This is a genomic window from Paraneptunicella aestuarii (genome assembly GCF_019900845.1).
Lineage (GTDB): Bacteria > Pseudomonadota > Gammaproteobacteria > Enterobacterales > Alteromonadaceae > Paraneptunicella > Paraneptunicella aestuarii.
The window spans coordinates 744,590-762,869 of record NZ_CP074570.1 but is presented as its reverse complement, the minus strand read 5'-3'; the positions used below and the strand labels follow the sequence as shown (position 1 = coordinate 762,869).

Annotated in this window: 19 protein-coding genes; 14 read left to right on the top strand and 5 right to left on the bottom strand. The window is 42.8% G+C overall.

Features of this window, described 5'->3' with window-relative positions; genetic code table 11:
• The first annotated feature begins 237 nt into the window (after positions 1 to 237).
• The 3 genes from KIH87_RS03250 to KIH87_RS03240 all read left to right on the top strand — a co-directional run bounded on the left by KIH87_RS03250 (position 238) and on the right by KIH87_RS03240 (position 3,080).
• On the top strand, positions 238 to 1,854 hold the full coding sequence (locus KIH87_RS03250) for an alkaline phosphatase family protein (RefSeq protein WP_232360102.1): 1,617 nt from the start codon (positions 238 to 240) through the stop codon (positions 1,852 to 1,854).
• Between the two features lie 103 nt (positions 1,855 to 1,957).
• On the top strand, positions 1,958 to 2,410 hold the full coding sequence (locus tag KIH87_RS03245; RefSeq protein WP_232360101.1) for a hypothetical protein: 453 nt from the start codon (positions 1,958 to 1,960) through the stop codon (positions 2,408 to 2,410).
• 100 nt (positions 2,411 to 2,510) lie between these two features.
• Positions 2,511 to 3,080 (top strand): DUF2726 domain-containing protein, encoded by a 570-nt coding sequence (locus KIH87_RS03240; RefSeq protein WP_232360100.1) that lies wholly within the window; start codon positions 2,511 to 2,513, stop codon positions 3,078 to 3,080.
• A 105-nt stretch (positions 3,081 to 3,185) separates the two neighbouring features.
• Here KIH87_RS03240 and queA read toward each other — a convergent pair whose 3' ends face one another.
• On the bottom strand, positions 3,186 to 4,238 hold the full coding sequence (gene queA / locus KIH87_RS03235; RefSeq protein ID WP_232360099.1) for a tRNA preQ1(34) S-adenosylmethionine ribosyltransferase-isomerase QueA: 1,053 nt from the start codon (positions 4,236 to 4,238) through the stop codon (positions 3,186 to 3,188).
• A 454-nt stretch (positions 4,239 to 4,692) separates the two neighbouring features.
• Between queA and KIH87_RS03230 the strand changes: the two genes are divergently transcribed.
• On the top strand, positions 4,693 to 6,339 hold the full coding sequence (locus KIH87_RS03230; RefSeq protein ID WP_232360098.1) for a methyl-accepting chemotaxis protein: 1,647 nt from the start codon (positions 4,693 to 4,695) through the stop codon (positions 6,337 to 6,339).
• 82 nt (positions 6,340 to 6,421) lie between these two features.
• Here KIH87_RS03230 and KIH87_RS03225 read toward each other — a convergent pair whose 3' ends face one another.
• Positions 6,422 to 6,712, bottom strand: coding sequence for a DUF6471 domain-containing protein (locus KIH87_RS03225; protein WP_232360097.1), 291 nt, complete (start codon positions 6,710 to 6,712; stop codon positions 6,422 to 6,424).
• Between the two features lie 147 nt (positions 6,713 to 6,859).
• Here KIH87_RS03225 and KIH87_RS03220 point away from each other — a divergent pair, with 147 nt between their 5' ends.
• From KIH87_RS03220 to KIH87_RS03180, 9 genes are all read left to right on the top strand, one after another.
• Positions 6,860 to 7,249: a DUF2170 family protein gene (locus KIH87_RS03220; protein WP_232360096.1), complete on the top strand. Its 390-nt coding sequence runs from the start codon at positions 6,860 to 6,862 to the stop codon at positions 7,247 to 7,249.
• A gap of 15 nt (positions 7,250 to 7,264) precedes the next feature.
• On the top strand, positions 7,265 to 7,945 hold the full coding sequence (locus KIH87_RS03215) for a PspA/IM30 family protein (protein ID WP_232360095.1): 681 nt from the start codon (positions 7,265 to 7,267) through the stop codon (positions 7,943 to 7,945).
• A 32-nt stretch (positions 7,946 to 7,977) separates the two neighbouring features.
• Positions 7,978 to 9,027 carry a potassium channel protein gene (locus tag KIH87_RS03210; protein ID WP_232361422.1) on the top strand — a complete coding sequence of 350 codons (1,050 nt, stop codon included), beginning with the start codon at positions 7,978 to 7,980 and terminating at the stop codon, positions 9,025 to 9,027.
• Complete coding sequence (locus KIH87_RS03205) at positions 9,020 to 9,667, top strand: YjfK family protein (RefSeq protein WP_232360094.1); 648 nt, start codon at positions 9,020 to 9,022, stop codon at positions 9,665 to 9,667. Before KIH87_RS03210 ends, KIH87_RS03205 begins: the two co-directional genes overlap by 8 nt.
• A gap of 15 nt (positions 9,668 to 9,682) precedes the next feature.
• Complete coding sequence (locus tag KIH87_RS03200; RefSeq protein WP_232361421.1) at positions 9,683 to 10,099, top strand: DUF350 domain-containing protein; 417 nt, start codon at positions 9,683 to 9,685, stop codon at positions 10,097 to 10,099.
• A gap of 18 nt (positions 10,100 to 10,117) precedes the next feature.
• On the top strand, positions 10,118 to 10,795 hold the full coding sequence (locus KIH87_RS03195) for a DUF1190 domain-containing protein (RefSeq protein WP_408635785.1): 678 nt from the start codon (positions 10,118 to 10,120) through the stop codon (positions 10,793 to 10,795).
• A 41-nt stretch (positions 10,796 to 10,836) separates the two neighbouring features.
• Entirely contained in the window at positions 10,837 to 12,000 is a 1,164-nt protein-coding gene (locus KIH87_RS03190) for a glutathionylspermidine synthase family protein (RefSeq protein ID WP_232360093.1), read from the top strand.
• Positions 12,001 to 12,084: 84 nt separating this feature from the next.
• Positions 12,085 to 12,663, top strand: coding sequence for a rhomboid family intramembrane serine protease (locus KIH87_RS03185; protein ID WP_232360092.1), 579 nt, complete (start codon positions 12,085 to 12,087; stop codon positions 12,661 to 12,663).
• A 176-nt stretch (positions 12,664 to 12,839) separates the two neighbouring features.
• Positions 12,840 to 13,553 (top strand): VC0807 family protein, encoded by a 714-nt coding sequence (locus KIH87_RS03180; protein WP_408635800.1) that lies wholly within the window; start codon positions 12,840 to 12,842, stop codon positions 13,551 to 13,553.
• A 7-nt stretch (positions 13,554 to 13,560) separates the two neighbouring features.
• Here KIH87_RS03180 and KIH87_RS03175 read toward each other — a convergent pair whose 3' ends face one another.
• The 3 genes from KIH87_RS03175 to aceA all read right to left on the bottom strand — a co-directional run bounded on the left by KIH87_RS03175 (position 13,561) and on the right by aceA (position 17,086).
• Positions 13,561 to 14,490, bottom strand: coding sequence for a DMT family transporter (locus KIH87_RS03175; RefSeq protein WP_232360090.1), 930 nt, complete (start codon positions 14,488 to 14,490; stop codon positions 13,561 to 13,563).
• A 123-nt stretch (positions 14,491 to 14,613) separates the two neighbouring features.
• A complete protein-coding gene (locus KIH87_RS03170; protein ID WP_232360089.1) occupies positions 14,614 to 15,561 on the bottom strand; it encodes a chemotaxis protein CheV in 948 nt (315 codons plus the stop codon).
• Positions 15,562 to 15,766: 205 nt separating this feature from the next.
• Positions 15,767 to 17,086: an isocitrate lyase gene (gene aceA, locus KIH87_RS03165; protein ID WP_232360088.1), complete on the bottom strand. Its 1,320-nt coding sequence runs from the start codon at positions 17,084 to 17,086 to the stop codon at positions 15,767 to 15,769.
• 132 nt (positions 17,087 to 17,218) lie between these two features.
• On the opposite strand from aceA, the gene KIH87_RS03160 reads away from it, so the two are divergent.
• Entirely contained in the window at positions 17,219 to 18,172 is a 954-nt protein-coding gene (locus KIH87_RS03160) for a LysR family transcriptional regulator (protein WP_232360087.1), read from the top strand.
• Positions 18,173 to 18,280: the final 108 nt, after the last annotated feature.

Below are 18,280 nucleotides of genomic sequence, written 5' to 3'. Positions count from 1 at the left end.
ACCATCCGTTTAAATAGAAACGCCACTTCCTGATATTCTGAATACATTACTTTTATTCTTCCACACCATTGTCATATAGCGTTTATGAACTACTGATAAAGTAATCTTATTACCCGCTTATTCAATTCAGTTATTGCCAGTGATACGCTTAATCACTTGAGTAATTGACTAAAATCCGTGACGAAGCAACAGCATTTACGCTAACCTTGTGCCACTTTTTGCATTAATGACCGACAGATGAAAAAATTATTAGCCACCCTTTCTCTTATTTTGAGTTCTCAACTCGTTTATGCCGAGCAGCCGAAACTCATCGTCCAACTGACTGTTGACCAATTGCGTGGTGATCTATTGCACCGCTATCAAGATCACTTTGTTAACCAACGTAATCGCAAAGGCTTTAACCGCTTTTTGGAACAAGGTGTTACTTACGACAACACTCATTACCGCCATGCTTCTACCTTAACAGCGGTTGGTCACGCTACGTTAGCGACAGGGGCGGTTCCTTCACAACACGGTATTATTGCTAACGATTGGTACGATGTATCTAATAACCAACATATGTACTGCGTCGCCGATGCCAACTCCACATTGTTAGGTGACGAAGGCAAATCCGCTTCACCCGTCAACTTAATGGCTTCTACTTTTTCTGATCAACTTCATCTTGGCACCAACGGTAAAGCGAAGATTTACTCAGTGTCTATCAAAGATCGTGGCGCGGTGTTAACTGGTGGGCGTTTTGGTAAGTCATTCTGGTATAACAAATCTACAGGTAACTTTGTCACAAGCGATTATTACTATAAGGAATTGCCAGAGTGGGTCACCGAATTCAATGAATCCGGTTTGAAAGACTCTTATCTGGGCAAAGAATGGAAACTGTCAAAAGACGAAGGGCAATACCACAACGGTACAAAAAACCGTATATTCCAGATCCCGCCTAGAGGATTTCAAAAAGGCTTCCCTCATTCAATCGCAAAGTTAACAAGCAAAGATTACTACAATATGTTGTCTTTCACGCCATTTGGCGACGAGATGACAATGGAGTTCGCCAAGAAACTGATTGAGCTCCACCAGCTAGGTGAAGACAATGTCACAGATTATCTTTCTATTAGTTTTTCAGTGAATGACTATATTGGGCATACCTTTGGCCCAAACAGTCTTGAAGCCGAAGACAACCTGATTAAATTAGATTCATTACTGGCTGAGTTTTTCTATTATTTAGATAAGCGTATCGGCCTGGATAACGTGCTTTTAGTGATTTCTGCTGACCACGGCGTAGATGCCATTCCTGAATACAAAAAGTCTATTGGTTTTGCAGGCTTCCGCGGTGCAATTCCAGATGCGGTTCAAAAAATTGATGCGCAATTAAAAGAGCAATACAAAACAGAATCCTCTCTTGTCAGGGCTATCGAATTGCCGAATGTTTATCTCAACCATGAAGTTATCAAAGCGGCTAAACTTGATGTGGAAACTATTAGAAAAGCATTTTCTGCTGAGCTGATGAAAGTTCCCGGCGTGGCTAAAGCGTTAACAAGAACAGAAATCAGCGCCATTAAAGCCAGTCAGGATCCTGTCATCAGCAAAGTCATCAATAACTTTGTGGATTCACGCTCAGGTGACATTACTATCGTGCAAAACACCTCAACCATGGTTGCCAACTATTCAGCAGCAACACATGGTTCACCGTATCTCTACGATACTCATGTACCTATGTACTTTGCAGGTTGGAATTTGAAACCTCAACGTATAACACGCTTAACGTCGCCAGAAGATATCGCGGTTACGCTGTCAGCAGTGATGAATATCGGTTATCCGGATAGAGCGACAGGTAGCGTTCTGGAAGAAGTCGCCAAATAAAACTTTATACATGGCAGGTGAGCGCTATACCTGTCATGAATAGCGGATTGCCCCCAACAAAGCTATAGTGAAGCTGTCAGTTTTGTTGGGGTTTTATTTTTTTATGGCTAAATCGCGTTTCTATCATTCAATTCACAGCATGTATCGTTGCTGTAGTGCTACCATCAAAAGCACTATCATCCCAAATAGCATAATCATCCCAAACAGCACCATCAAAAGCCGCGTCATCAAAATGACACTCGCGTCCAGCCTACTGTTATTAAGCCAAACCACTAATGCAGAAACCTGCCCACAACAATTTTTTGACTTACCCGTGCCTGAAAAAGCAACAACCTGCCATTCTTTTATGGAACAACTTCCGGCTGCACTGTCATTTTATGTGCCGCAATCACCTGAACAGGTTAGAGAATTTTATCAAAACACCCAGATTGCCATTACTGAAACAAGTAAACATTTAGGGCGATATGTTATACATGCCAACGACAAACAGCTGCGCATTATCATTTCTGAAGACGAAGCGGGTTCCCAGGTCGATTTACTAGCGTTAAAAAATTAATACTCCGAAAACTCTTGGCATCCAATTTGCTTTGCTAAACACAAATTAGAGACAACCTCTATTAACGTGTCAAAAAGCTGTATAAAAAAGTGGAGTAAATATGGAACTTGTCATCGTTTTACTAATATTGCTAATTGCTGTGTCAGTCATGGCGCTTAAACTCAATGACGGTGGGCTAGCCTTTCCTTTTAAGAAACGTAGCAATCTGTTCACTCCGGTTGAGCGCAATTTTCTGGATTTGCTTGAGACAGCAGTTGGACACCAATACCGCATCATCTGCCGAGTACGCTTAACCGATATCCTTGATGTAAGAAAGAACACAGCCAAGCGCACTTTACGTACTGCCATGCAACGTGCGAGTGGACGTCATCTGGATTTTGTATTGTGTGACAAGCAAGACCTGACTCCCGTTGTCGCTGTAGACCTTGTTCACGACAGAGGGGATGGATACAAAACGCAGCGAGACTGGTTCGTTGCAGGCGCTCTGGACGCCGCGCGTATTCCTCATCTACGCATAAAAGTGAAGGCTGGCTATAAACCTCAAGACATTCGTGCCTGCATCGAAGCAAAACTGGCTCCGGTGAGATTTAAAGAGCCGAAGAAGCCAATCATTGAAGGGACTAACAATCCCAATAAGAAACCTACGCTAACTCGCCCTATCGCAGCTTAAACATCGAATAGAAGCTACGATAAAAGCACTCGATCACTTACTCCAATCAATGGCCTTAATCTTACTGACTGATTAAGGCCATTTCTCAATGCAACCCGAGTAAAGCTAGCGAGCGGCATCCATTTTGGTAATAAACATGGCGTCGCCGTAACTGAAAAAGCGATATTTGTTATCTACAGCTTCATGATACGCCCTTAACACATGTTCTTTACCCGCAAAGGCGCTAACCAGCATAATCAAGGTCGATTCAGGTAAATGGAAGTTGGTTACCATGGCATCAACAACCTGAAACTCATAGCCCGGATAGATGAAAATATCGGTATCACCGGCATAAGCTGAAAACTCATGTCCTTGTTTAATGGCATCTTGTGCGGCAGATTCCAGAGAACGCACCGATGTCGTCCCAACAGCGACAACTCGTCCACCTTTTTGCCTGGTGTTCTGTATTGCCTCAATCACTTCTTGCGGCACTTCGGCATATTCGGAATGCATCTTATGCTCAAGAATGTTGTCAACTCGCACAGGTTGAAAAGTCCCCGCACCAACATGCAAAGTAACAAATGCAAATTGAACCCCCTTTTCCTTTAGCTTTTGCATAAGCGATTCGTCAAAGTGAAGTCCAGCTGTAGGTGCAGCAACAGCGCCAAGTTTTTCAGCGTATACCGTTTGATAACGCTCTCTATCACTGAGCTCATCGGAACGATCAATATAGGGTGGTAATGGCATATGACCATACTGTTCCAGCAAGCTAATGACAGGCTCTGGATTTAGAAAACGAAGTACAAACATACTATCGTCACGGCTTTCCATTTCGGCTTTTAAGTGCTCTTCTAAAATCAGTATGTTGCCAGGCTTCGGAGACTTATTACTGCGCACATGGCATAGCACTCTATGCTCATCCAATACTCTCTCCACCAGCACTTCAACCTTGCCGCCAGACTCTTTTACCCCCAATAGCCGAGCAGGAATAACGCGAGTGTTGTTAAACACCAACAAATCATGTTCATTCAATGTATCGAGCAAATCGGTAAAGTTTCCATGATGAATAGCACCGGAATTACCCTCTAACATCATCAGACGACTCGCCGACCGATCTTCCATCGGGTATCGAGCAATCAATTCATCAGGTAGCTCATAGCTAAAATCACTTAGTTTCATTCCTGTTTCTCAATTCACTTTAGATATTCTTGGGGGCGGCATTATAAATTTATCGTCACAGAAAAGCTTGATTAATTCTTTCTATGATTGATAAATACCGAAGCAAGTATCCCTCAACTTATTGTCTTGTAAGCTTATTTCCTGATTTAATACATATTCCGACCCTCATATTGTATTAAATAACATACCTTAAAAACCTTTTTAATAACATAAAGTTGCGGAATTTTTTCCTCCAAAATGTATAGTGTTGCTTAAGGATTTGGTAGTTCCCTTGTTTCTCCCAATTTTGTTTCGGGTCCGGTTGGCCATACCGGACCCAACTTTCCTCTTCAGGATTTACACAGTTCTCAGTCCCCTTTTCTACACATTCATAAATCTGCAATAAAATCTCTCTAATTTTGTGCGACTCTGGGGGCGATTTTAGCCTATATGTAGTATTTAGTTGGTTTAAAACATGATTCCTGCACAATATCGAAAGTTACGTCACAAAGTTTTAGGATTACTGGGTTTAGGGATATTGTCGGTTGGTCTAATCGCCATTTTCAGTTTCACCACCTTGTCAGGCAATGTTGATTTGTACGACAAGATGATGGCAAATGAAGTTAATGCCGCAAACATAGCAAATAACATCAACCTGAATTTCAAACGCCAGGTGCAAGAGTGGAAAAACGTCCTGTTGCGAGGCCATGTAGCCAAAGATAGAGAAAAATACTGGACTCGCTTTAACGAGTATCAAGAGCAAATTCAAAGCCAGGTTGACGAGTTCTTACGTCTTGACGTGTCTGATAAGTCATTGTCAGATATCCGTCATTTCAAAGAAATGCATCGCAACCTGCTGCCAAAATACAACGAAGGCTATCAGATTTTTCTGGATAACAATTTCTCTCATCAATTAGCAGACAAAGCCGTTCGAGGTATTGATCGCGATCCCACCAAACTGGTTGAGTCTGTCACTAACCGACTGAATGATTCCATATTGCAACATAGTGCTGAAAATCGTGAAAGCGCTTCACAGTCAGTCACCTATGGCACTGTCGCGATCATTTTTGCCATTGTTGCCAGCTCCATTTTGACCACCATTTTTATGAACACTAAAGTGGTATACCCCATCATTCAATTGATTGACCACTTGCGCAACGTGAGTAAGGGAGATTTTGCCACGGAACTGTCCTTCTATCGCAGCGATGAAATTGGTTCCATGTCTAAAGCGATCGAAGTTTTACGTCAAAAATTGATGGGTATCTGCTCCGAAATGACAGGCGCTAATGAAGGCTTAAAACAGGTTTGTTTCAGCCTGAATGAGAGTGCTAACGCCATTAGCCATGGTGTATCTGAGCAAAACAAAGGCACAGACATGGTATCTCGCTCAATGGAAAGCATGGTCGATATGGGAAAACATATCTCGCAAAGTGCCAGCAATGCTGCTTCAGCTGCATCTGAAGCAGAAAACTCGGCGAATAAAAGTATCGCCTTCATGCAGGAAACCATCGATACCATTACCCACTCTTCAACCCAGATAAAAGACACCGCCACGGTCATCTCCAAGCTGGATGATGATGCAAAAAATGTCGGTACGGTTCTGGACGTAATTAAAAGTATCGCAGAGCAAACCAACCTGTTGGCTTTAAACGCTGCTATTGAGGCAGCCAGAGCGGGGGAACAGGGAAGAGGGTTCGCAGTCGTTGCCGATGAAGTAAGGACATTAGCGGCTCGAACGCAGCAATCTACGGAAGAGATCCAGCAAATTATCGCAAATGTACAAACCGGTGCGCAAAATGCAGTTAAAGCTATAGAACAAGGTGAAATGAACGCTCAACTGAGTGTTAAAAAGGTCTATGATGCTGATAGGAATTTAAAATCGATCACCAGCGCAATTGGTCAGATCAGCACCTTGAACAACCAAATTGCTGACTCGATTCAAGAGCAATCCAATGTGGCTCAAACCATTAATAACAATCTGCGCGATTTGAAAGAAATAGCGAAAGTAAATCAGGTTCACGCCGAGAGTTGCCAGGAAGACAATGAAACGCTGGTGAAAATGGAAGCCTTACTCGCAGGACAGATCGCTCACCTTAAAGGCCAGAAGAGCCCGGCTCTTTAAGCAAGAAATCACACTAAACAAAGACAAACAAGTAACCTAAAAAAGCGGCTGATTATAAAATCAGCCGCTGGTTCATTTAGTTCTACCCCATATCTCCCGAATAAGGCTCAACGCCCATCGCTTCAAATACGATCAAAATATCTTCCCGAGCAATTTTTTGAATATTAAGGACAAACATGATTTGTAACAGTAAATCTGCCCCCATTATGCCCTTGTTCACTTTATTTCGCAGATTATCTGCGCTTTGCTGTACACCGATAACAGCTAAACGTTCGCTTAATTCCTGATACTTGATCCCACGTCGGGACATTTCAGTTTTAAGCAAGCGCTGTAGCATTTGTCGCCAATCAGCTTGGTGGTTCACGGTTGACATGATGAGCTCCATCCATCAAAAATGTGAATCATAATTTACATTTGAAATTTTTATTATGCAATTGAAAAAATAAAATTTGACAACATAATTTTCACATGGCTATGATTGATAGCGTTCCCATGACCCAAAACGGAAAGGAGAAAATTCATGAGTTGGGATCTTGATCAACTTGAAGCACTGATCAGTAAACAGGCCGATTTAGTCGTTACGAAAGAAAATGATTGCTTGCTAATTGCAAATGCCGATGGCCTTGATGCATGGATGGCAATTAGTGGTGAACAGATTCTGGTGGAATCAATTTTATTCGCCAAATCTGAAGTTTCAGACACAAACGCATTAAACGAGCTAATACTGAAAACGCACATGCTATTCCCACTGACAACAGTCGGTATTTCAGATATCAATGGAGAGCAATACTACACAGCATTTGGCTCTCTTAGCTCTCAATCCAAGGAGTCGAGCATTCTTATTGAAGTAGACACCTTGTTCCAAAACGTCGAATCATTTTTAGACGCTTATCAAGAATTTATTAAGTAAAGCAGGAGAATTGCGATGTCAGTATGGAGTAAACTTGTCACTGCGATTAAAGGTGGCGTGACAGAAGCAGCAGAAGCGGTAGCTGATAATCAGGCTATTCGAATTCTGGAACAGGAAATCCGCGACGCGAAAGAAGAACTACGTAAGTCCGATCACGCTCGCACACAAATTCTAGCCAAATGCAAATTGGCACAGCAAAAAGTCGATGCATTAGACGCTTCTATCGCTGAGTACGAAGAGCATGTACGTAAAGCAATCGACACTGACCGTCAATTGGCATTAGATTGCGCACAAAAGGTATCTGAGCTGAAAGAACAGCGCGAAGCTGAAGCTCAATATCTTGCTCAATTCCAACAATCTGAAAAGCAACTTGCTCAGAACATCACGCAAGCGAAATCCAACTTGCGTCGTTTAGAACAACAAGTAGATATGGTCAAAGCAACTGAATCTGTTCAAAAAGCTCAGGTTGCCGTATCATCCCGACACATGGGTGCAAACAGCAAAATGAAAACGGCTACCGAGTCATTGCAACGCATTCAGGAAAAACAAAAATTACGCGATGCTGAACTACAAGCCGCTGAAGAACTGGCTGCCGATGAATCAACCGATGACCTGGAAAAACGTTTAGCACAAGCAGGTATTAAAGGCGGTAAAAGCTCAGCGGAGGACGAACTAAGTCGTATTCTGGGCAAGTAACAGGCCATCAACAACGAGGACAGTAAGTTTTGTTGATTAGAAAATTAAAGGAACTAATTCTCCGACATTTTACCGAGATGCGCTGGAGTACGATTGTCACCGTGCTCCTGGCTTACTGTCTCATTTCATGGTTATTACTCAGCATTGCTGGTGAAGAATCGCTACTGAAAAGTAGCGATTTTATCTATTGGCTCATCGTCACAAGTTCCACCGTCGGCTACGGTGATCAATCCCCCGAAACAAACGCCGGGAAACTGGTCGTTGCGCTATACGTAATCCCCTTTGGCCTGAGTATTTTTGCCCTCATTATTGGTCGAATCGCTTCCTGGTTTGCTGAACAATGGAGAAAAGGAGTTAAAGGCTTGAAACATCTAGACATTGAAAATCATATGCTCATTATTGGCTGGAATGGGCCACGTACAATCCAGTTATTACGTTTACTGCTTCGTGAGCGCGAAGCTGTTGATGATCAAATGCATATTGTACTGTGCGTCAGAGCAGATATTGAAAATCCCATGCCGGATAAAATCAAATTCGTCAAAGTTGAATCCTTCAATAACGACGAAGACATGGACAGAGCAAGCATTGCCAAAGCGAAGGTCATTATTATTGATAACCCCGATGACGACCTTACGATGACCAGCTCTTTGTATGTTAGCCACCGAAATCCTAACGCACACATATTAGCGTATTTCAACGATGAAAGTCTGGTAAGGTTGCTTACACAGCATTGTCCCAATGTTGAGTGTATGCCGAGTGTCGCGGTTGAAATGTTGTCTAAATCCGCTTTTGACCCCGGCTCCAGTGTATTACACCACGATCTGTTAAATGTCGACGATGAAGGACAAGCGCAATTCTCGGCCAACATTCCGGAAGAAGCGCCGAATTTAAGTGTAGAAACCCTATTCACACAATTAAAGAAACAATATGGTGCAACATTAATTGGATTAGCAGAAGGAGGTCTGCGCCAGAAAGTAACGCTCAATCCTCCTTTGGAACTTATCGTTAAACCAGGTGACAAAGTGTATTACATAGCACCAGAACGCATTAAAAACATTCAATGGACGAACTTCAATGTTTAGCAAATTATTTGGTAAAAAAGAACAGCCTAAAAAGCCACAAGCACCTGAAATAATGGGGTTATATCTGGGTGGTTCATTTCAGATTGATCCACTAAAACTGAAAATTCTGGAACCTCAACTCATTATTGATGGCGCAGCCAGTCACCATCTTATCCAGGCTGTCGGTGAGGTTAACCTTGATACTGGTGGCAAAATTCTGCGTTACTACACCGATGATGACGCATTTCTGCAAGTCGTCCTGGATGGTGGAGACACCGAGAATCATATTACCGATGTGAAACTTTGGTATTTTTACGAAACCACAACCGTCGGTTCAGACAGCCAATGGCAGCAACTGATTAAAACCCAGATATCACAGCCGCAATATGAACTTGAAGGTCATCAGTTTCATCGAGTTTGGAACGCGGTAGGCGAAAGCTCTCCTCCCGTAGCCATGACCGAGAAAACTTACGAAGAAGATGGTGATATCAGTGAAACAGACCAATTCGTAATGCTCTACGAGCGCGAATTGGATGCCAATAACATCGAAACTCTGATGGTGGTTGGTGAAGAAAAAGTCATCAAACAGAATCTGGATCGTTGTCTGGTACTGAGTACCGGGTTTAACATTCAACCCAGTGATATACAAATTAACGGTTAAACAGGTAATAACATGATGGATTTAGTTTTTGATTCAGTCGCAGGACTAGGGAATTTCGCCCTGTACTTTTTAATTTCAATCGCATTGCTATTTGTATTCAAAATAGCGTACACATTTGTTACTCCCCATGACGAGTGGAAGCTGGTTAAAGAAGATAAGAACAATGCAGCAGCCATTGGCTTTGGTGGTGCGGTAATCGGTTTCGCTGTTGCTCTTTCCGGTGCGGTTTCCAATTCTCATAATCTGGTTGATTTTGGTGTCTGGGGTGTCGTTGCCATTATTGCGCAGTGCTTTGCTTTTGCCCTGCTGCGTTTTACTTTCATGCCCAAAATTGTTGAGCGCATTGATAACAACGAAACATCCGCTGGAATTATTTTAGCTTCAGTATCCATTGCAGTAGGTTTGCTCAACGCAGCGTGTATGACCTACTAGGCAAAAGGAGTGAAGTTGATGAATAAGTGCAATTCTAAACAACGGACGTTAATACAAGATAATCATCCTGAATCAGACACCAAATCGTCAAAACGCAGTAATACAATAAATCTGACCAAAATGCGCAAGGCATTTACAGCCAAACCTCTGGCATTGGGTGTGTCATCAATCATGCTTGCCGCTTGTTCTGATGACAAACAAGAAGCCATGTTTTTCGCTTCTCTGGATGAATGTAAGAGTCAACACCCGGAATACTCAGCGTCGTGCGATGCGGCGTACCAACAAGCGGTAGCAGAGGCTTCCAGAACTGCGCCAAAATTCCAAAACCAAAAAGACTGTGAAACAGACTTTGGCGATAATCAATGTGTTGTTTATCGTTCCGACAACGGTCAATCCTGGTTTATGCCCTTTATGGCGGGTTACATGGTCAGCGGTTTATTCTCAAACCGCCATTATTCTTCCCCACTGTTTACTTCATACTCCTATGGTTCGCCTTATCGTTATCGCTGGGTTAGTGCCGATGGCTACGATTACGGTGATTACCGTATGCGTAAGAAAAAGGTAAGCCCCAAAGCGTTTACCCCAAAACCAACGGTAACTCGTACGATAAGCCGAGGCGGTTTCGGCTCATCAGTGCGAGCTAAATCATCCTGGAGTAGCTCCAAAGGCAGCTCTAAAGGTGGTTGGGGCGGCTAGCTAAGAGAAATAGGGAACAAGAATAGGGATACATTGAGTTTATGATACGACTGCCTATTGCAGAACGACCAAATTGGAAACAAAAAGCCAACGAGTTTGGCTTTCATTTCCACACCATGCATGGCGAACCCTACTGGGACGAATCAGCCTATTACCAGTTCACACTGGAACAAATCGAAGATGATATTGAAGCACCAACAGAAGAACTGCATCAGATGTGTTTGGAAATTGTTGATCGCGTAGTCGGCAATGAGCAACTTTTGCAGAAGTTCGCAATTCCTGAAGCTTACTGGCAAGCAATAGCTGATTCCTGGCAAGCTCAGGATCCCAGCCTGTATTCACGCCTTGATTTGGCTTATCACGGTAAAGGCCCTGCGAAATTATACGAAAACAATGCCGATACTCCGACAAGCCTCTATGAGTCGGGATTCTGGCAATGGTTATGGCTGGAAAATCAGGTCGATAATGGGCTGCTGAGCAGAGGATCTGACCAGTTCAATTCGGTACAGGAAAAGCTGGTTGCCCGTTTTGCCGCGATTTCCCGGCACTATCAAATTGAAGAAATGCACTTCGCTTGCTGCAAAGACACGCAAGAAGACAGAGGTACAGTGCAATACCTGCAAGACTGCGCATCAGAAGCAGGGTTCGACACGCCATTTGTGTTCATTGAAGATATCGGTTTGTCGGAAGAAGGCTTTTTCACCGACTTTCACAACCATCCTATCCGCGCCATGTTCAAACTCTACCCATGGGAGTTTATGTTTCGAGAAGAATTCGGACAATATATTGAAGACGCTCAAATCTATTGGTTGGAACCCATGTGGAAGAGCATCTTGTCCAATAAGGCGCTTTTGCCTATGTTGTGGAAATGTTTTCCTAATCACCCTAACCTCTTACCCGCATGGTTTGAAGAAGATCTGGCAAAAGCTAACGCTGGCAAGCTGGTGAAAAAGCCCCTTTTCTCACGAGAAGGTTCGAACATTGAAATCATACAAGGAAAGCAAGTAATTACATCAACTCCAGGGCCTTATGGTGAAGAAGGTTATATCTATCAAGAATGGTATCCACTGCCTCAGTTCAACGGTAATCACACACTGATCGGTTCATGGTTAATTGGCGACGAAGCAGCGGGGATCTCTATTCGCGAAGACAGCAATGCCATTACACAGGATATGTCGAGATATTTACCTCATATCATCTTGTAATAAATCATCCTGTAACAAATCAACCATAGGCACTCAAGCGTACAACTTCTAATATAGTCTGACCGAATTAAAGGAATATGGATTATGCAACACCGTCTCACCTCATCAAGTTCATTCAGAATTGTGTTGGGATTATTCTTCCTGATAACAGGATTGGAAGTGATTAACCTGTTAACTGGACGAATGCTAAATCAATTCGCCCTATTCCCACGGGAAACACAAGGACTTGCAGGCATTATTGTTAGCCCCTTTATTCATGGCAGTTTCTGGCATTACCTGTCGAACATCGTTCCACTATGCTTATTTAGCTTTTTGTTGTTGCAATACGGACATGGTCGATTCTGGATAGTTACACTCTTGATTATCTCGCTAACCGGCGTTTTAGTCTGGTTATTTGGCCGTTCAGCCTTTCACCTGGGAGCAAGCGGGTTAGTATATGGATACTTTGGTTTTCTGGTACTGGCGGGTTTTCTCAGTAAAAAACCCAAACTCATTGGTATCTCACTGTTGGTAGCATTCTTTTACGGTGGACTGATCTTTGGCGTGTTGCCATTACAATCCTTTATATCCTGGGAATCACATTTATTTGGACTCATATCAGGATTGCTTGCCGCAAAGCTATGGGCTAGAGATAGCACACAAGCAAAGCAAAAGTTTGCTTGATGACTTAAGTAGAAGCCTTTTAATTAATGCAGATTTCTATTTATTAATGCCTCTATGCCCCCCTTGGTCTATAATAGCCCCTTGAGAAAAAACAGGTTGATACCCATTAAACCGATATGAGTGAATCAAACGAATCCCAGCTACAAACCGAAACACGGTCTGAAAAGCACAACACAGTGGCAACCTCACCTGCTCCGAAGAAACAACAAAGCGGTTTTTTGCCTAACCTTATTTTCAATATTATTCTGCCCACGCTGATCCTGAGCAAACTTAGTACCGATGATATGTTAGGGCCTGAGTTAGGTATCGTCGTCGCACTAGCCTTTCCTATCGGTTATGGCCTTTGGGATTTAAAACAATCAGGCAAAGTTAACGCGCTGTCAATTTTGGGTATTGTGAGTGTATTTCTCACTGGCGGCATCAGCTTGTTAGAGCTTGATCCCAAATACATCGCAATAAAAGAAGCTGCCATTCCGGGACTAATTGGCATTGCTGTACTGATATCTCAGAAAACTTCATATCCATTAGTGAAAACCTTCATACTGAACGATCAAATCATCAATATGCCAGCGCTTAATCAAGCATTGGAAAAACACAATAAGCAACAAGAATTTGAGCGCAAAGTTAACTTTAGCTCTCTTATTGTTGCGTCTTCGTTCTTCTTGTCTTCAGCCTTGAACTATTTATTAGCAAAATGGATATTGGTTAGCCCTCCAGGAACAACAGCTTACAATGAAGAACTGGGCAAAATGACTGCCTTAAGTTATCCGGTCATCGTTATTCCATCTATGGTGTTATTGATAGGTGCGATTTGGTACTTGTTTGTTCAAATGAAGAAATTGACCGGTCAAGACATCGAAAGCTTTTTGAACGATCCTTCCACTAATTGATGTGAAATCAATTTGATTTAGCTTCAAATACCACCAGCCAGGCACCGGTTACAACCAGTACGGTGCCGATAAAATGAGACCAACCAAAAGGCTCACCCAATATTGCAACAGCCATAAATGCGGTCATCACAGGCCCCAACCCTCCCAAAATACTTACCAACTGCGGGCCTAGTCGGGCAATTGCCGCTGCGATTAATAGTGAGGGAATCACGGTACAGAATATAGACATCACTGCTGCCCATAGATAAACCGGAAGAGGTAATGCCCAAACTTGTACGTCGCCAAGCACCATCATATGAATTGCCACCGCCAGAGAAGCAGCTAACATGGCAAAACAGGTAAAAACCTGACTTCCTAAAGCTTGAATTCCGGTTTTACTGAGCACCAAGTAAGCAGCAAACAAAAGCGCACTCAATAACACCAAAGCGCCCCCCATCAGTACAGTTTGCGCCTGGTGCTGAGCTTCCACACCGACAACAACAGCAATCCCGATGTAAGTAATTACTAAAGCCAAAACTGTTATTTTATTCGGCACTTTCTTCCAAAAGATCAAAGAAAGCAACATGACAAATCCCGGATAAGTGAACAATATCAAACGCTCAAGTTGCGCCGATATCATCTCTAATCCCCATAAATCGAGAAAGCTGGCAAGGTAATAACCACTTGTTCCAGCAAATACCAACAGCCAGAAATAGCGCAATACAACCTGAGATGAAAACGGTTGTTTCTGGTAATGCCACACCAGTAACAATAAATATATGGGAGCCGATATCATCATGCGCAGAGCGATAAGCTGCTCACTACCAATGTCCCACTGATATGCCAGTTTTACGACAATGGACTTAAACGAAAATAATAAGGTTCCGAAAAAGGCCAGTATAACGCCTAGGGACGCAGGAGAGCGCCTCTCTTTAAACTGCCGAAGAATCGCTAACATGATTCGACACTCTCAAACATCAAGAAATTCACAATGATTCCCAAAGAAAGGTTTGCAGGTAAAGCAAACGGAACACTTACAAATGAGATGAATGGAGCAAGACCATAATGCCTTGCCTATAGGCTATTTTTTATTGAGGAGTTGTTTCATTCTGGTTTGTGCAGCCGTCACAAGTAAATCGGGCTGAAACTTGGAAATGAAATTATCACAGCCCACTTTTTCCACCATGGCTTCATTAAAACTGCCACTTAAAGAGGTATTCAACGTAATGTACAAATCACTCATACGTGGATCACCCCGCACTTCAGCAGTAAGCATGTAGCCATCCATTTCAGGCATTTCAGCATCGGTAAACATCATTAAAATTTCGTCTGTGACTTTCTTGCCCTGATTAGCCCACGAACGCAGCAGCTTAAGCGCCTGTAAACCATCATTGCATTCAATGACCTGAATACCAACCTGATTTAAAGTATCTACAATCTGTGCTCTGGCAGTAGCTGAATCATCCACAATCAGCACCTTACGACCACGCAGATGTGTATTCACATCATCATCCAATACTTTTTCTGAAACCTGAGTGTCATAAGCGACGATTTCAGCCAACACTTTTTCCACATCAATAATTTCAACGATTTGCTTCTTACCCTTGTTTTCAATATGAGTAAATGCTGTCAGATAATTATTCTTTCCTGCACTTTTCGGTGGCGGCAAAATGTCAGACCAGGACAAATTAGTAATATTCAATACAGGGCCAATCAAGAAGCCCTGCACAGAGCGGTTGTACTCTGTAATAATAACATTCTGATTTTCACCCAAGGGACGCTTGGGCATTCGAATGGCCTTGCACAGATCCACAATGGGTACTGACATTCCTCGCAAGCTCGCAACACCACACAAATTCTCGTGAGAACCCGGCATTTTGATCATACGCGGCACAGCAATCACTTCACGAACCTTGAACACATTCATGGCAAATATCTGCTGACTATTTAATTGAAACAGCAATAACTCAAGACGGTTTTCACCCACCAGCTTGGTGCGCTGATCAATTGAAGCAAGCAATTCAGACATACAACTCTTCAAACTCCAGAATATTTATGCCAATCGTATGGTCAAGGCAGCCCTGTATTTTAGCGAACATTTATCACATTCATTAGGGCGTGTTAATAATATTAAGTCAGAAATTTGTTTTATTAATAATAATAGGGGAAAAATATAAGAAGCAGATAAAAAAATAGGGAGCCGAAGCCCCCTCTGAATCTAGCAATTAACACGTTTAGAACTGTTCTTCTTCTGTGGAACCCGTTAATGCAGTAACAGACGACGCGCCGCCTTGTATTACATTAGTCAAATCATCGAAGTAACCTGTTCCAACTTCTTGCTGGTGAGCAACAAAGGTATAACCTTTGCTTGCTGCTTTGAATTCTGGCTCTTGAACCATTTCAACGTAGTGCTTCATGCCTTCACCACCTGCATAAGCATGAGCTAATTCGAACATGTTGTACCACATATTATGGATACCGGCCAATGTAATGAATTGGTACTTATAACCCATGTTCGACAGTTCTTGCTGGAACTTGGCTATAGTCGCATCGTCAAGATTCTTTTTCCAGTTAAAAGATGGCGAACAGTTGTAAGCTAATAATTTTCCTGGGAATTTAGCGTGAATCGCATCGGCAAATTTCTTAGCCTCGTCCAAATCAGGCGTTGCAGTTTCACACCACAACAAATCAGCGTAAGGAGCATAAGCTAAACCACGAGCAATCGCTTGATCGATGCCAGCTTTAACACGATAGAAACCTTCACTGGTGCGCTCGCCCACTACGAATGGTTGATCATACGGGTCAACATCAGACGTTAGCAAGTCAGCAGCATTTGCGTCAGTACGTGCCAACAATACAGTAGGAACGCCCGCAACGTCGGCAGCCAAACGAGCAGAAATCAATTTCTGTACCGCTTCCTGGGTAGGAACAAGCACCTTACCGCCCATGTGGCCACACTTCTTAACAGAAGCCAATTGGTCTTCAAAGTGAACACCTGAAGCCCCTGCTTTAATCATGGCTTTCATCAATTCATAAGCATTCAACACGCCACCGAAGCCCGCTTCTGCGTCAGCAACGATTGGGGCAAAATAGTCAATGAATTTGTCATCGCCTGGACGAGTACCTTTAGACCATTGAATTTGGTCAGCGCGAGTAAAAGAGTTGTTGATACGCTCTACAACTTTAGGAACAGAATCTACTGGATATAGAGACTGATCTGGATACATGCTCATTGCACTGTTGTTGTCAGCAGCAACCTGCCAACCGGAAAGATAGATAGCTTCAATACCTGCTTTAACTTGTTGTACAGCTTGACCACCAGTTAATGAACCCAGGCAGTTCACATAACCTTTTTTAGCTTCACCATTTACCAATGCCCACAACTTCTCAGCACCGCGTGTCGCTAAAGTATTTTCCTGATTAATAGAACCACGAAGTCTAATTACGTCTGCCGCCGAATAAGTACGCGTGATATTTTTCCAGCGGGGATTTTCCGCCCAGTCACGTTCTAATTTGGCGATCTCTTGTTGTTCATCGATATATCCGCTAGACATAGCTTACTTCCTCAAACTGTTTTATACATCAGTTAATAAAATTCTAAAAATGGGTGACCCCGTCGATGACAAGTCTAGTTCGACAAGTTACAATTCAATAAATTTATAAATCTAATTGCCGACATCACGATTATGAATATCAATAAAATCGACTTGAATCTACTGGTTTACCTGGACGTACTATTACGAGAAGGAAGCGTTACAAAAGCGGCAAACAGATTAAGCATTACCCAACCTGCAATGAGTAATGGCCTGAGACGACTGCGTGACTTATTCAATGATCCTATTCTGGTACGTACCAGTGAAGGTATGACACCAACCAAACGAGCATTGGAATTGCAGCCTGTTATTAGGGACGTATTAGGAAAACTGGAAAATGCGATCCAGCCAGAACAGGAGTTCGATCCGAAAGAAAGCCACCGTACATTCCGAATTATGGCCAGTGACTATGCTGAATCAACCTTACTGCTGCTGTTACTCAAAGCACTGCGAGAAAAAGCACCCAACATAGTATTGGATGTAATCACCCCCAGCGACGTCACGTTCCACGATGTAGAACATGGCAAGGTCGACATGGCGATAAACCGTTTTGACGAACTTCCACTTTCTTTCCATCAAAAAGTCATCTGGTACGACGCCTTTACCTGTGTAATCAACAAAGATAATCCCCTGATTAATCACTTTAACCTTGAGACCTATACTCAAAGTCAGCATGTGTGGGTAAGTAAAACCGGATTTGGTGTTGGTGTCGGTATCGACCCAAAAGAAGTGCAAAAGCTGGGTTGGGTAGACGCTGAGTTAACCAAAATAGGCAAAAAGCGAGATATCAGGGTGTTTACCCGCCACTATCACGTAGCGATGCAACTTGCGAAAACACAAAACCTGGTTGCCACGCTACCCAGTAAAATTGCCAATATGTATGCCGATGATCCTACTATCTGTGTATTGGAACCTCCATTTGATATCCCGCCCATTGGGTTGAAAATGGCCTGGAGCTCGTTATTACATCAGGATGCCGGCCATATTTGGCTAAGACGTTTAATCTCTGAAGTTGCCTCAGAGCAAAAACATTCACAAAAGTTATAACAATAATAAAAATCATAAATTCAACAAAACTTGCTCCTAACACCTACACTGGCGAAGACAGATTTTATTCGTTATTCGTTTATAGATAATCCTGACGATACCTATAAA

What these genes read in the sequence shown, in the direction of transcription:
- KIH87_RS03205 (WP_232360094.1), top strand. Translation starts at nt 9,020, where the DNA reads ATGTTTAGCAAATTATTTGGTAAAAAAGAACAGCCTAAAAAGCCACAA.
- KIH87_RS03185 (WP_232360092.1), top strand. Translation starts at nt 12,085, where the DNA reads ATGCAACACCGTCTCACCTCATCAAGTTCATTCAGAATTGTGTTGGGA.
- KIH87_RS03240 (WP_232360100.1), top strand. Translation starts at nt 2,511, where the DNA reads ATGGAACTTGTCATCGTTTTACTAATATTGCTAATTGCTGTGTCAGTC.
- KIH87_RS03245 (WP_232360101.1), top strand. Translation starts at nt 1,958, where the DNA reads ATGGCTAAATCGCGTTTCTATCATTCAATTCACAGCATGTATCGTTGC.
- KIH87_RS03200 (WP_232361421.1), top strand. Translation starts at nt 9,683, where the DNA reads ATGGATTTAGTTTTTGATTCAGTCGCAGGACTAGGGAATTTCGCCCTG.
- KIH87_RS03170 (WP_232360089.1), bottom strand. Translation starts at nt 15,561, where the DNA reads ATGTCTGAATTGCTTGCTTCAATTGATCAGCGCACCAAGCTGGTGGGT.
- aceA (WP_232360088.1), bottom strand. Translation starts at nt 17,086, where the DNA reads ATGTCTAGCGGATATATCGATGAACAACAAGAGATCGCCAAATTAGAA.
- KIH87_RS03215 (WP_232360095.1), top strand. Translation starts at nt 7,265, where the DNA reads ATGTCAGTATGGAGTAAACTTGTCACTGCGATTAAAGGTGGCGTGACA.
- KIH87_RS03175 (WP_232360090.1), bottom strand. Translation starts at nt 14,490, where the DNA reads ATGTTAGCGATTCTTCGGCAGTTTAAAGAGAGGCGCTCTCCTGCGTCC.
- KIH87_RS03160 (WP_232360087.1), top strand. Translation starts at nt 17,219, where the DNA reads ATGAATATCAATAAAATCGACTTGAATCTACTGGTTTACCTGGACGTA.
- KIH87_RS03230 (WP_232360098.1), top strand. Translation starts at nt 4,693, where the DNA reads ATGATTCCTGCACAATATCGAAAGTTACGTCACAAAGTTTTAGGATTA.
- queA (WP_232360099.1), bottom strand. Translation starts at nt 4,238, where the DNA reads ATGAAACTAAGTGATTTTAGCTATGAGCTACCTGATGAATTGATTGCT.
- KIH87_RS03190 (WP_232360093.1), top strand. Translation starts at nt 10,837, where the DNA reads ATGATACGACTGCCTATTGCAGAACGACCAAATTGGAAACAAAAAGCC.
- KIH87_RS03225 (WP_232360097.1), bottom strand. Translation starts at nt 6,712, where the DNA reads ATGTCAACCGTGAACCACCAAGCTGATTGGCGACAAATGCTACAGCGC.
- KIH87_RS03250 (WP_232360102.1), top strand. Translation starts at nt 238, where the DNA reads ATGAAAAAATTATTAGCCACCCTTTCTCTTATTTTGAGTTCTCAACTC.
- KIH87_RS03220 (WP_232360096.1), top strand. Translation starts at nt 6,860, where the DNA reads ATGAGTTGGGATCTTGATCAACTTGAAGCACTGATCAGTAAACAGGCC.
- KIH87_RS03195 (WP_408635785.1), top strand. Translation starts at nt 10,118, where the DNA reads ATGAATAAGTGCAATTCTAAACAACGGACGTTAATACAAGATAATCAT.